Origin of the sequence: Pseudomonas phenolilytica, from assembly GCF_021432765.1 — a bacterium.
In the GTDB taxonomy this organism is placed as follows: Bacteria; Pseudomonadota; Gammaproteobacteria; order Pseudomonadales; family Pseudomonadaceae; genus Stutzerimonas; species Stutzerimonas phenolilytica.
Genome location: NZ_CP058908.1, coordinates 1,647,442 through 1,661,485, shown reverse-complemented (window position 1 = coordinate 1,661,485; position 14,044 = coordinate 1,647,442). Strand labels below are relative to the sequence as shown.

Genomic DNA, 14,044 nt, shown 5'->3' with positions numbered 1-14,044 from the left:
GAACTCCCCCTTAACCGCGAGCCTTGGCAGCCGGACGCACAACCACGTCACCGCCAGTAGCGCCGGGCACTGCACCCTTGACCAACAGCAGATTACGCTCGGCGTCGACACGCACGATTTCCAGGGACTGCACGGTTACGCGCTCGGCGCCCATGTGCCCGGACATCTTCTTGCCCTTGAATACACGACCTGGAGTCTGGCACTGACCAATAGAGCCCGGGACGCGGTGGGATACGGAGTTACCGTGGGTATTGTCCTGACCACGGAAGTTCCAGCGCTTGATGGTACCGGCAAAGCCTTTACCCTTGGACTGACCGGTGACATCCACCAGCTGACCTGCCTGGAAAATTTCCGCCTTGATCTCGTCACCCGCCTGGTATTCGCCGTCTTCGAGACGGAATTCCAGGACAGTGCGCCCAGCCGCCACGCTCGCCTTCGCGAAGTGACCGGCCTGAGCCTTGGTGACGCGGGACGCGCGACGCTCACCGACAGTGACCTGCACTGCACGATAGCCATCGCTCTCTTCATTCTTGAACTGAGTGACGCGATTCGGTTCGATCTCGATGACCGTAACCGGAATAGAGACACCATCCTCGGTGAAAACGCGGGTCATGCCGCATTTACGACCGACTACACCAATAGTCATTTTGAAACCTCTTGAGTGTACGGGGCTTTCACCCGCTATGGCCGCCCATTTCAGAGCGTTACACGACTAAAACTCTCAGGTTTTAGCCGAGGCTGATCTGCACTTCCACACCAGCCGCAAGATCGAGCTTCATCAGCGCATCGACGGTCTTGTCGGTCGGCTGAACAATGTCCAGCACGCGCTTGTGGGTTCGAATTTCATACTGATCGCGCGCGTCTTTGTTGACGTGCGGAGAAACCAGCACAGTGAACCGCTCTTTGCGGGTTGGCAGCGGAATCGGACCACGCACCTGAGCACCAGTACGTTTCGCGGTCTCCACGATTTCCTGGGTTGATTGATCGATCAGGCGATGGTCAAAAGCCTTTAACCGAATACGGATTTGTTGGTTTTGCATTTTGACCTCAGACTCCAAGTAGCCACCCTACCAGGCGCAATACCCCCGGTAAAAGGAGGCGCAATTGTACGGATGCACCCTGAGGGTGTCAATAAATGCTCAATAATAGAAAAAGGCCCCCGAAGGGGCCCTTTTCATCATCGTCACATATTACTCGACGATCTTGGCAACCACGCCAGCACCAACGGTACGACCACCTTCGCGAATCGCGAAGCGCAGGCCGTCTTCCATGGCGATCGGCTTGATCAGGGTGACAACCATCTTCACGTTGTCGCCCGGCATTACCATCTCAACGCCTTCTGGCAGCTCGCACGAACCAGTCACGTCGGTGGTACGGAAGTAGAACTGCGGACGGTAGCCCTTGAAGAACGGAGTGTGACGACCACCTTCTTCCTTGGACAGCACGTACACTTCGGCTTCGAACTTGGTGTGCGGCTTGATGGTGCCCGGCTTGGCCAGAACCTGGCCACGCTCGACCTCATCACGCTTGGTGCCACGCAGCAGCACGCCGCAGTTCTCACCAGCACGACCTTCGTCCAGCAGCTTGCGGAACATTTCCACACCGGTGCAGGTGGTCTTCAGCGTCGGACGCAGACCGACCACTTCGATTTCCTCCTGAACCTTGACGATGCCGCGCTCGACACGACCGGTCACCACGGTACCGCGACCGGAGATCGAGAACACGTCTTCGATCGGCATCAGGAACGGCTTATCGATAGCACGAACCGGCTCCGGAATGTAGCTATCCAGAGTCTCGACCAGCTTCTTGACCGCGGTGGTGCCCAGCCCGTTTTCGTCTTCGCCATTCAGCGCCATCAGCGCCGAACCAACGATGATCGGAGTGTCGTCACCCGGGAAGTCGTAAGTCGACAGCAGGTCGCGAACTTCCATCTCGACCAGTTCCAGCAGCTCCGCGTCATCGACCATGTCAGCCTTATTCAGGAACACGACGATGTAAGGAACGCCAACCTGACGGGACAGCAGGATGTGCTCGCGAGTCTGCGGCATGGGGCCGTCAGCAGCGGAGCAAACCAAGATCGCGCCGTCCATCTGGGCAGCACCAGTGATCATGTTCTTCACGTAGTCGGCGTGACCCGGGCAGTCAACGTGCGCATAGTGACGAACGTTGGAGTCATACTCCACGTGAGAGGTGTTGATGGTGATACCACGAGCCTTCTCTTCCGGCGCGCTGTCGATCTTGTCGAAGTCGACACGAGCGGAACCGAATACTTCGGAGCACACACGGGTCAGCGCAGCAGTCAGAGTGGTCTTGCCATGGTCAACGTGACCGATGGTGCCGACGTTGACGTGCGGTTTGTTACGTTCGAATTTTTCCTTAGCCACGACAGTAAACCTCTTACTTAAAGGGCTGAATCAACCTTGTTTTTTGACAATAGCTTCGACGATGTTCGACGGAGCCTCGGCGTACTTGGAGAATTCCATGGAGTAGCTCGCGCGCCCCTGGGACATGGAACGCACGTCAGTTGCATAGCCGAACATCTCGCCCAGCGGCACTTCCGCGCGAATAACCTTGCCCGATACGGAATCTTCCATACCCTGGATCAGACCGCGACGACGGTTCAGGTCACCCATCACATCGCCCATGTAGTCTTCAGGAGTCACTACCTCGACCTTCATGATCGGCTCAAGCAGTACCGCGCCACCCTTCTGAGAGAGCTGCTTGGTCGCCATGGAAGCGGCGATCTTGAACGCCATTTCGTTGGAGTCGACGTCGTGGTAGGAACCATCGAACACGGTCGCCTTCAGGCCGAGCAGCGGATAGCCGGCGAGAACACCGTTCTTCATCTGCTCTTCGATGCCCTTCTGGATCGCCGGAATGTATTCCTTCGGAACCACACCACCAACGACTTCGTTCTTGAACTCCAGACCTTCCTGACCTTCGTCGGAGGGTTCAAAGCGGATCCAGCAATGACCGAACTGACCACGACCGCCGGACTGACGAACGAATTTGCCTTCGATCTCGCACTTGTTGCGAATCATCTCGCGATAGGCAACTTGCGGCTTACCGATGTTGGCCTCGACGTTGAACTCGCGACGCATACGGTCAACGATGATGTCCAGGTGCAATTCACCCATACCACCGATGATGGTCTGACCGGTTTCCTCATCAGTCCGCACACGGAAGGACGGATCTTCCTGAGCCAGACGACCCAGCGCAACACCCATCTTTTCCTGGTCGGCCTTGGTCTTCGGCTCGACGGCAACGTGAATCACCGGCTCCGGGAAGTCCATACGCTCGAGGATAATCGGCTTGTCGATGTCACACAGGGTGTCACCCGTGGTGACGTCCTTCATGCCAATCAGCGCCGCGATATCACCGGCACGCACTTCCTTGATCTCTTCGCGCTGGTTGGCGTGCATCTGCACCATGCGACCCACGCGCTCTTTCTTACCCTTCACCGAGTTGATGACGGAGTCACCGGAACTCAGCACGCCCGAATACACCCGAGCAAACGTCAGGGTACCGACGAACGGGTCGGTCGCGATCTTGAATGCAAGCGCCGAGAACGGAGCTTCATCGGAAGCCTCACGCTCGTCGGTCTTCTCCTCGTCATCCGGGCTGACACCCTGAATCGGCGGAATGTCGGTCGGTGCCGGCAGGAAGTCGATCACCGCATCCAGAACCAGGGGGACGCCCTTGTTCTTGAACGAGGAACCCAGAACAGCCGGAACGATCTCGCAGGCGATGGTACGCTGACGCAGACCAGCCTTGATCTCTTCGAGGGACAGATCACCCTCTTCCAGATACTTGTTCATCAGCTCTTCGTTAGCCTCGGCAGCCGCCTCGACCAGGTTGGAGCGATATTCTTCAGCCTGAGCCTGCAGTTCCGCAGGGATCTCTTCCTCACGGAAGGTCATGCCCTTGTCGTCTTCGTTCCAGTAGATAGCCTTCATCTTGAGCAGGTCGACCTGCCCGACGAAGTTCTCCTCGAAACCGATCTGCAGCTGCAGCGGTACCGGGGTATGCCCCAGACGCTTCTTGATCTGCTCGACGACACGAATGAAGTTTGCGCCCTGGCGGTCCATCTTGTTCACGTAGACGATACGCGGCACACCGTACTTGTTGGCCTGACGCCATACGGTTTCGGACTGCGGCTCCACACCGGAAGTACCACAGAACACCACGACGGCGCCGTCGAGCACGCGCAGCGAACGCTCCACTTCAATGGTGAAGTCCACGTGACCGGGGGTGTCGATAACGTTTACGCGATGGCTCTTGTACTGCTTCTCGGAGCCCTGCCAAAACGCAGTAACGGCTGCCGAGGTAATGGTAATACCACGCTCCTGCTCCTGAACCATCCAGTCGGTGGTCGAGGCGCCGTCATGGGTCTCACCCATTTTGTGGTTGACACCGGTATAGAACAGCACGCGCTCGGTGGTAGTGGTTTTACCCGCATCCACGTGCGCACAAATACCGATGTTACGGTAGAGATTGATCGGTGTTGTACGAGCCATAAAGCCCTCGCAAAGTTGTTTTCGCTGAAATTAGAAGCGGTAGTGCGAGAAGGCCTTGTTAGCCTCAGCCATACGGTGCACGTCTTCACGCTTCTTCACGGCAGCGCCTTTGCCTTCGAACGCATCCAGCAATTCACCAGCGAGACGCAGCGCCATGGATTTTTCGCCACGCTTGCGGGCGGCATCTACCAGCCAGCGCATGGCCAGCGCATTGCGACGGGACGGACGAACCTCGACCGGAACCTGGTAAGTCGCACCACCTACGCGGCGGGACTTCACTTCGACCAGCGGAGCGATGGCGTCGAGTGCTTTTTCGAAGATTTCCAGGGGGTCGCCATTCTTGCGCTCTTTAACCTTGTCCAGAGCACCATAAACGATACGCTCGGCAACAGCTTTTTTGCCGCTCTCCATCACGTGGTTCATGAACTTGGCCAGGATCAGACTTCCGTACTTCGGATCGTCCAGAATCTCGCGCTTGGCCGCTACACGACGTCTTGGCATTGATAAGCCCTCAAAACGGTCTTCAGGTTAGCTCGGGACGGTGACAGAGCACGCCCGACCTTACTCTTATCGACTCAAATAAATAGAAAATATGCTTACTTCGGACGCTTGGCGCCGTACTTGGAACGACCCTGCTTACGGTCTTTGACACCCGAGGTATCCAGCGAACCGCGCACGGTGTGGTAACGCACACCCGGAAGGTCCTTGACGCGACCGCCACGGATCAGCACAACGCTGTGCTCTTGCAGGTTATGGCCTTCACCGCCGATGTACGAGGCGACTTCGAAGCCATTGGTCAGACGAACACGGCACACTTTACGCAGTGCGGAGTTCGGTTTCTTCGGCGTGGTGGTGTACACACGAGTGCACACGCCACGGCGTTGCGGGCAGTTTTGCAGCGCAGGGACGTCGCTCTTTTCGACGACGCGCTTGCGCGGCTGACGTACCAGCTGGTTGATAGTTGCCATCTACTAGCTCCACTGTTGTCTTTCGACACAAACGAAAAATGGCAGGGCGCAAAGCCCCGCCAAATTAGGGGTACGAGAGTCTAAAGAGCTTCTCGCACACCGTCAAGGCAGACCCCGACTCGCACCGGGGCCTGGCACTCAGTTGCCGCTGGAATTCAGCGCTTCGGTCAGCGCCGCTTCGACCTCATCGGCACTCACGCGGACCGGTTTGTCGGCATCACGCTTGCGCTTGCGCTCGCTGTGATAGGCCAGACCGGTACCGGCCGGGATCAGACGACCCACGACCACGTTTTCCTTCAGGCCGCGCAGATAATCGCGCTTGCCGGTGACGGCTGCCTCGGTCAGTACCCGCGTAGTCTCCTGGAACGAGGCCGCGGAGATGAACGATTCGGTCGACAGCGAGGCCTTGGTGATACCCAGCAGGACGCGCACGTACTTGGCGACGAACTTGTCCTCTTCACTCAGACGCTCGTTCTCTTCCAGCACCTGAGTCAGTTCCATCTGGTCACCCTTGATGAAACTGGAATCACCCGACTCGGTGATCTCGACCTTGCGCAGCATCTGCCGCAGGATGGTCTCGATGTGCTTGTCGTTGATCTTCACACCCTGCAGGCGGTAGACGTCCTGGATCTCGTTGACGATGTACTTGGCCAGCGCGCTGACGCCCAGCAGACGCAGGATATCGTGCGGGTTGCTCGGACCGTCGGAGATCACTTCCCCCTTGTTCACCTGCTCGCCTTCGAAGACGTTGAGGTGACGCCACTTCGGAATCAGCTCCTCGTACGGATCGCTGCCATCGGTCGGCGTGATGACCAGACGGCGCTTGCCCTTGGTCTCCTTGCCGAAGCTGATGGTGCCGCTGATTTCCGCCAGGATCGAAGGCTCCTTCGGACGACGCGCCTCAAACAGGTCAGCCACACGCGGCAGACCACCGGTGATGTCACGGGTCTTGGAGGTCTCCTGCGGGATACGTGCGATGACGTCGCCCACACTCACTTCCGCGCCGTCGGCCACACCGACCAAGGCGTTGGCCGGCAGGAAGTACTGCGCGGGAACGTCGGTACCCGGCAGCAGCAGATCCTTGCCATTCGCGTCGACCAGCTTGACTGCCGGACGGATATCCTTGCCAGCGGCCGGACGGTCCTTGGGATCCATCACCTCAATGTTGGTCAGACCGGTGAGTTCGTCGGTCTGACGCTTGATGGTGATGTTCTCCTCCATGCCGACGAAGGTCACGATACCCTTCATTTCGGTCACGATCGGGTGGGTGTGCGGATCCCACTTAGCGACTACCGAGCCCGCATCGACCTTGTCACCTTCCTTAATGGAGATAACCGCGCCGTACGGCAGCTTATAGCGCTCGCGCTCGCGACCGAAGTCGTCGGCCACTGCCAGTTCGCCGGAGCGGGAAACCGCCACCAGCGCACCGTCGGTACGCTCGACGTACTTCAGGTTGTGCAGGCGGATGGTACCGCCGTTCTTCACCAGCACGTTGTCGACGGCAGAAGTCCGGCTCGCCGCACCACCGATGTGGAACGTACGCATGGTCAGCTGAGTACCCGGCTCACCGATGGACTGCGCAGCGATAACCCCTACTGCCTCACCGATGTTGACCTGATGCCCGCGGGCCAGATCGCGACCATAGCACTTGGCGCAGATGCCATAACGCGTCTCGCAACTGATCGGCGAGCGCACGATCACTTCGTCGATGCTGTTCAGTTCGATGAAATCCACCCACTGCTCGTCGATCAGGGTACCGGCCGGTACCAGAACCTCTTCAGTACCCGGTTTGAGCACGTCACGCGCAATCACCCGACCGAGCACACGCTCGCCCAGCGGCTCGACTACGTCACCACCCTCAATGTGCGGCGTCATGTGCAGGCCTTGCTCGGTACCGCAGTCGATCTCGGTCACCACCAGATCCTGCGCGACGTCGACCAGACGACGAGTCAGGTAACCGGAGTTCGCAGTCTTCAGCGCAGTATCCGCCAGACCCTTGCGCGCACCGTGGGTCGAGATGAAGTACTGCAGTACGTTCAAACCTTCACGGAAGTTCGCAGTGATCGGCGTCTCAATGATGGAACCGTCCGGCTTGGCCATCAGGCCGCGCATACCGGCGAGCTGGCGAATCTGTGCCGCGGAGCCCCGCGCACCGGAGTCGGCCATCATGTACATCGAATTGAAGGAATCCTGCTCGACTTCCTTGCCCTCGCGGTCGATGACCTTCTCGCGCGAGAGGTTGGCCATCATCGCCTTGGACACTTCGTCGTTAGCCTTGGACCAGAGGTCGATCACCTTGTTGTACTTCTCGCCCTGGGTGACCAGGCCGGAAGCGTACTGGCTCTCGATCTCCTTCACCTCCTCGGTAGCGGCGTCGATGATGCGCGCCTTCTCGTCCGGGATGACGAAGTCGTTCACGCCGATGGAAACGCCGGAAATCGTCGAGTAGGCGAAACCGGTGTACATCAGCTGGTCGGCGAAGATAACGGTGTCCTTCAGCCCCACCGTGCGATAGCACAGGTTGATCAGCTTCGAGATCGCCTTCTTCTTCATCGGCTGGTTGACCACGTCGAACGACAGGCCGGCCGGCACGATCTGGAACAGCAGTGCACGCCCCACGGTGGTATCGACAATGCGCACATTGTTGGCAACGCTACCATCGCGCTCCTTGACGGTCTCGTGGATACGCACCTTGATCCGCGCGTGCAGCGAGGCTTCACCGGCACGGAATACGCGGTCGACTTCCTGCAGGTCAGCGAACACGCGACCTTCGCCCTTGGCATTGATGGCTTCGCGGGTCATGTAGTACAGACCCAGAACCACGTCCTGCGACGGCACGATGATCGGTTCACCGTTGGCCGGCGAAAGGATGTTGTTGGTCGACATCATCAGCGCGCGCGCTTCCAGCTGAGCTTCCAGCGTCAGCGGCACGTGCACGGCCATCTGGTCACCGTCGAAGTCGGCGTTGTACGCCGCACAAACCAGCGGGTGCAGCTGGATCGCCTTGCCCTCGATCAGCACCGGCTCGAACGCCTGGATACCCAGACGGTGCAGCGTCGGCGCACGGTTGAGCAGCACGGGATGTTCGCGGATGACTTCGGCGAGCACGTCCCAAACCTCGGGAAGCTCGCGCTCGACCATCTTCTTGGCGGCCTTGATGGTGGTCGCCATGCCGCGCATTTCCAGCTTGCCGAAAATGAACGGCTTGAACAGCTCCAGCGCCATCTTCTTCGGCAGACCGCACTGATGCAGACGCAGGGTCGGGCCGACGGTGATCACCGAACGACCGGAGTAGTCCACGCGCTTGCCCAGCAGGTTCTGACGGAAACGCCCCTGTTTGCCCTTGATCATGTCGGCCAGGGACTTGAGCGGGCGCTTGTTGGAACCAGTGATGGCCCGACCGCGACGGCCGTTGTCCAGCAGCGCGTCGACCGCTTCCTGCAGCATGCGCTTTTCGTTGCGCACGATGATGTCCGGCGCGGACAGATCGAGCAGGCGCTTGAGACGGTTGTTACGGTTGATGACACGGCGATACAGATCGTTCAGATCCGAGGTCGCGAAACGGCCACCATCCAGCGGAACCAGCGGACGCAGGTCCGGCGGCAGTACCGGCAGCACGGTCAGCACCATCCACTCAGGCAGGTTGCCCGAGCCATGGAAAGCTTCCATCAGTTTGAGGCGCTTGGACAGCTTCTTGATCTTGGTTTCCGAGTTGGTTTGCGGGATCTCTTCGCGCAGGCGACCAATTTCGTGTTCCAGGTCGATCTGGTTGAGCAGTTCGCGCACGGCCTCGGCACCCATGCGGGCATCGAAATCATCGCCGAACTCTTCCAGCGCCTCGAAGTACTGCTCATCGTTCAGCAGCTGGCCCTTTTCCAGCGTGGTCATGCCCGGATCGATGACCACGTAGCTCTCGAAATAGAGCACGCGCTCGATATCACGCAGGGTCATGTCCAGCAGCAGACCGATACGGGACGGCAGCGACTTCAGGAACCAGATGTGGGCAACCGGCGAAGCCAGCTCGATGTGCGCCATGCGCTCGCGGCGCACCTTGGCCAGCGCGACTTCCACGCCGCACTTCTCGCAGATTACACCACGATGCTTGAGGCGCTTGTACTTGCCGCACAGGCACTCGTAGTCCTTCACCGGCCCGAAGATCTTGGCGCAGAACAGGCCATCGCGCTCCGGCTTGAAGGTGCGGTAGTTAATGGTCTCCGGCTTCTTCACTTCACCGAAGGACCAGGAACGGATCATCTCGGGCGAAGCCAGGGCAATCTTGATGGCATCGAACTCTTCGATTTGACCCTGGTTTTTCAACAGATTCAGCAAGTCTTTCAAGGCCTTTCCTCCTCACGGACCTGCGGCAGCCGGCTCTCGCCGGCGCCGCGTAGGCGGTGCGTGGTTATTCGGTTTCCAGATCGATATCGATACCGAGCGAGCGGATTTCTTTGATCAGCACGTTGAAGGATTCCGGCATGCCGGCCTCCATGCGGTGATCGCCGTCCACGATGTTCTTGTACATCTTGGTCCGCCCGTTCACGTCGTCCGACTTGACCGTGAGCATTTCCTGCAGGGTATACGCGGCGCCGTAGGCTTCCAGCGCCCAGACCTCCATTTCCCCGAAGCGCTGACCACCGAACTGCGCCTTACCACCCAGCGGCTGCTGGGTAACCAGGCTGTAGGAACCGGTGGAACGCGCGTGCATCTTGTCGTCGACCAGGTGGTTCAGCTTGAGCATGTACATGTAGCCGACCGTGGTGGTGCGCTCGAACTTGTTGCCGGTACGACCATCGAACAGCTGCATCTGACCACTTTCCGGCAGATCGGCCAGCTTCAGCATGGCCTTGATCTCGCGCTCCTTGGCACCGTCGAACACCGGCGTGGCCATCGGCACGCCCTTGCGCAGGTTGTTAGCCAGATCCAGCACTTCCTGATCGCTCAGCTCGTCCAGGCTTTCCTGACGCCCGCCGATCTCGTTGTAGATCTCGTGCAGGAACTTGCGCAGCTCGGCAACCTTGCGCTGTTCTTCCAGCATCAGGTTGATCTTCTCACCCAGTCCCTTGGCCGCGAGGCCCAGGTGGGTTTCGAGGATCTGACCGACGTTCATACGCGACGGCACACCCAGCGGGTTGAGCACGATGTCGACCGGCGTGCCGTTGGCGTCATGCGGCATGTCTTCGACCGGCATGATCACCGAGACCACACCCTTGTTACCGTGACGACCGGCCATCTTGTCGCCCGGCTGGATACGGCGCTTGATCGCCAGGTAGACCTTGACGATCTTCAGCACGCCCGGCGCCAGGTCATCGCCTTGCTGCAGCTTGCGCTTCTTGTCTTCAAACTTGTCGTCGAGCAGCTGACGACGATCGGACAGATAGGCCTGAGCCTTCTCCAACTGCTCGTTCAGCGCATCTTCAGCCATACGCAGCTTGAACCACTGCCCATGCTCCAGCCCATCAAGGATCTCGTCAGTGATGACAGCACCTTTCTTCAGGCCAGCGCCGCCTTCAGCAGTCGCGCCCACCAGAGCCGAGCGCAGGCGCTCGAAGGTAGCACCTTCGACGATACGGAACTCCTCGTTGAGGTCCTTGCGGATCTCGTCGAGCTGCATCTTCTCGATAGCCAGGGCACGGGAGTCGCGCTCCACGCCGTCACGGATGAACACTTGCACGTCGATGACAGTGCCCTTGGTGCCGGTCGGCACGCGCAGGGAGGTGTCCTTAACGTCGCTGGCCTTCTCACCGAAGATCGCGCGCAGCAGTTTCTCTTCCGGGGTCAGTTGGGTCTCGCCTTTCGGCGTGACCTTGCCCACCAGAATGTCACCCGGGCCGACTTCGGCACCGACATAGACGATGCCCGCCTCATCCAGCTTGTTCAGCGCAGCCTCGCCCACGTTGGGGATGTCCGCTGTGATCTCCTCTGGGCCGAGTTTGGTATCACGCGATACGCAGGTGAGTTCCTGAATGTGGATGGTGGTGAAACGGTCTTCCTGAACCACACGCTCCGACAGGAGGATGGAGTCCTCGAAGTTGTAGCCGTTCCAGGGCATGAACGCGACGCGCATGTTCTGCCCCAGAGCCAGCTCGCCCATGTCGGTGGACGGACCGTCAGCCATGATGTCGCCACGCTCGACCACATCACCCTTGCTGACCAGCGGGCGCTGGTTGATGCAGGTGTTCTGGTTGGAGCGGGTGTATTTGGTCAGGTTGTAGATGTCGACACCGGCTTCGCCCGTCTCGACTTCTGCGTCATGCACACGCACGACGATACGGCTGGCGTCGACCGAATCGATCACGCCACCCCGACGGGCGACCACGCAGACGCCGGAGTCGCGCGCCACGTTGCGCTCCATCCCGGTACCCACCAGCGGCTTGTCCGAACGCAGAGTCGGTACGGCCTGACGCTGCATGTTGGAGCCCATGAGGGCGCGGTTGGCGTCGTCGTGCTCAAGGAACGGGATCAGCGATGCGGCGACGGAAACCACCTGCTTCGGCGATACGTCCATCAGCGTGACGTCTTCCGGCGCCTTGACGGTGAATTCGTTCAGATGACGCACGGCAACCAGTTCGTCGACCAGCTTGCGGCCATCCAGCTTGGCGCTGGCCTGGGCGATCACGTGGTCAGCCTCTTCGATGGCCGAGAGGAACACGATCTCGTCGGTGACTTCGCCCTCCTTGACCACACGGTACGGGCTTTCCAGGAAACCGTACTGGTTGGTGCGGGCGTAGGCGGCCAGCGAGTTGATCAGACCGATGTTCGGACCTTCAGGGGTTTCGATCGGGCAAACGCGACCGTAGTGAGTCGGGTGCACGTCACGCACTTCGAAGCCGGCACGCTCACGGGTCAGACCGCCTGGGCCGAGCGCGGAGACGCGGCGCTTGTGGGTGATCTCCGAGAGCGGGTTGTTCTGGTCCATGAACTGCGACAGCTGGCTGGAACCGAAGAATTCCTTCACCGCCGCCGCGACCGGCTTGGCGTTGATCAGATCCTGCGGCATCAGGCCTTCGCTTTCGGCCATCGACAGACGTTCTTTGACCGCACGCTCGACGCGCACCAAACCGACGCGGAACTGGTTCTCGGCCATCTCGCCGACGCAACGCACACGACGGTTACCCAGGTGGTCGATGTCATCGACGATACCCTTGCCGTTACGGATATCGACCAGGGTCTTGAGCACCGCGACGATATCTTCGCGGCTGAGTACACCGGAGCCTTCGATCTCGGTACGACCGATACGACGGTTGAACTTCATCCGACCGACGGCAGACAGGTCGTAGCGTTCGGACGCGAAGAACAGGTTGTTGAACAGGGTCTCGGCGGCATCCTTGGTTGGCGGCTCGCCAGGACGCATCATGCGGTAGATCTCGACCAGCGCTTCCAGCTGATTGGTGGTCGAGTCGATCTTCAGCGTGTCGGAAATGAACGGGCCACAGTCGATATCGTTGGTGTACAGCGTTTCGAAACGCACCACCTGGGCCTTGACGATCTTCGCCATGACATCGACGGTCAGCTCGGTATTGCACTCGGCGATGATCTCGCCGGTGGCCGGATGCACAACTGCCTTGGCTACCGTACGGCCCAGCACATAGTCCATCGGCATCTCAAGTTCCTTGATGCCGGACTTGTCGAGCTGATTGATGTGACGCGCAGTAATGCGACGACCCTGCTCGACGATGACCTTACCGCTTTCATCCTTGATATCGAAGGAAGCGATCTCGCCGCGCAGACGCTGCGGGACCAGTTCGAGCGCAAGGGTCTCGCCCTTCACATGGAAGACGTTGGTGTCATAGAACGCATCGAGGATTTCCTCGGTGCTGTAGTTCAATGCACGCAGCAGTACGGAGGCCGGCAGCTTGCGGCGACGGTCGATACGCACGAACACGGCGTCCTTCGGATCGAACTCGAAGTCCAACCAGGAACCGCGGTAGGGAATGATCCGCGCGGAGTACAGCAGCTTGCCGGAGCTGTGGGTCTTGCCACGGTCGTGATCGAAGAACACACCCGGCGAGCGGTGCAGCTGGGAAACGATAACGCGCTCGGTACCGTTGATGATGAAGGTACCGTTCTCGGTCATCAGGGGGATCTCCCCCATGTAGACTTCCTGCTCCTTGATGTCCTTGATGGCCTTGTTCGACGACTCCTTGTCGAAAATGATCAGGCGCACCTTGACCCGCAGCGGAACCGCGAAGGTCACACCGCGCAACACGCATTCCTTGACGTCGAAAGCCGGCTCGCCGAGACGGTAGCCGACATACTCCAGCGCTGCATTGCCGGAGTAGCTGATAATCGGGAAAACGGATTTGAAGGCTGCATGCAAGCCAATGTCGCGGAACTGATCTTTGGTCGCTCCCGCCTGCAGGAATTCGCGATACGAATCCAGCTGGATGGCCAAAAGATACGGCACGTCCATCACGTGCGGTAACTTGCTAAAGTCCTTGCGGATACGTTTTTTCTCAGTGTATGAGTAAGCCATCAGCGTTCCCCAGCTTGGTCACCTGCTTGTGGCCTCTCCCGACGGGAGCTGCCAGAAAATCTTGCGAACCCTTGATTCGCTCCACC

General features: G+C 59.4%; 8 protein-coding genes. All 8 read right to left on the bottom strand.

Features of this window, described 5'->3' with window-relative positions; genetic code table 11:
* Positions 1–10: 10 nt before the first annotated feature.
* The 8 genes from rplC to rpoB all read right to left on the bottom strand — a co-directional run bounded on the left by rplC (position 11) and on the right by rpoB (position 13,958).
* Entirely contained in the window at positions 11–646 is a 636-nt protein-coding gene (rplC, locus tag HU825_RS07825; protein ID WP_008570604.1) for a 50S ribosomal protein L3, read from the bottom strand.
* An 82-nt stretch (positions 647–728) separates the two neighbouring features.
* A complete protein-coding gene (rpsJ, locus tag HU825_RS07820) occupies positions 729–1,040 on the bottom strand; it encodes a 30S ribosomal protein S10 (RefSeq protein WP_003186070.1) in 312 nt (103 codons plus the stop codon).
* A 150-nt stretch (positions 1,041–1,190) separates the two neighbouring features.
* Positions 1,191–2,384, bottom strand: coding sequence for an elongation factor Tu (gene tuf, locus HU825_RS07815; RefSeq protein ID WP_138300984.1), 1,194 nt, complete (start codon positions 2,382–2,384; stop codon positions 1,191–1,193).
* A 30-nt stretch (positions 2,385–2,414) separates the two neighbouring features.
* A complete protein-coding gene (fusA, locus tag HU825_RS07810; protein ID WP_234303246.1) occupies positions 2,415–4,517 on the bottom strand; it encodes an elongation factor G in 2,103 nt (700 codons plus the stop codon).
* Positions 4,518–4,547: 30 nt separating this feature from the next.
* Positions 4,548–5,018, bottom strand: coding sequence for a 30S ribosomal protein S7 (gene rpsG / locus HU825_RS07805; protein WP_003291415.1), 471 nt, complete (start codon positions 5,016–5,018; stop codon positions 4,548–4,550).
* Between the two features lie 95 nt (positions 5,019–5,113).
* A complete protein-coding gene (gene rpsL, locus HU825_RS07800) occupies positions 5,114–5,485 on the bottom strand; it encodes a 30S ribosomal protein S12 (protein ID WP_003291416.1) in 372 nt (123 codons plus the stop codon).
* A gap of 138 nt (positions 5,486–5,623) precedes the next feature.
* Positions 5,624–9,823 (bottom strand): DNA-directed RNA polymerase subunit beta', encoded by a 4,200-nt coding sequence (gene rpoC / locus HU825_RS07795; protein WP_043299526.1) that lies wholly within the window; start codon positions 9,821–9,823, stop codon positions 5,624–5,626.
* A 64-nt stretch (positions 9,824–9,887) separates the two neighbouring features.
* Complete coding sequence (gene rpoB / locus HU825_RS07790) at positions 9,888–13,958, bottom strand: DNA-directed RNA polymerase subunit beta (RefSeq protein ID WP_043299527.1); 4,071 nt, start codon at positions 13,956–13,958, stop codon at positions 9,888–9,890.
* Positions 13,959–14,044 lie beyond the last annotated feature (86 nt).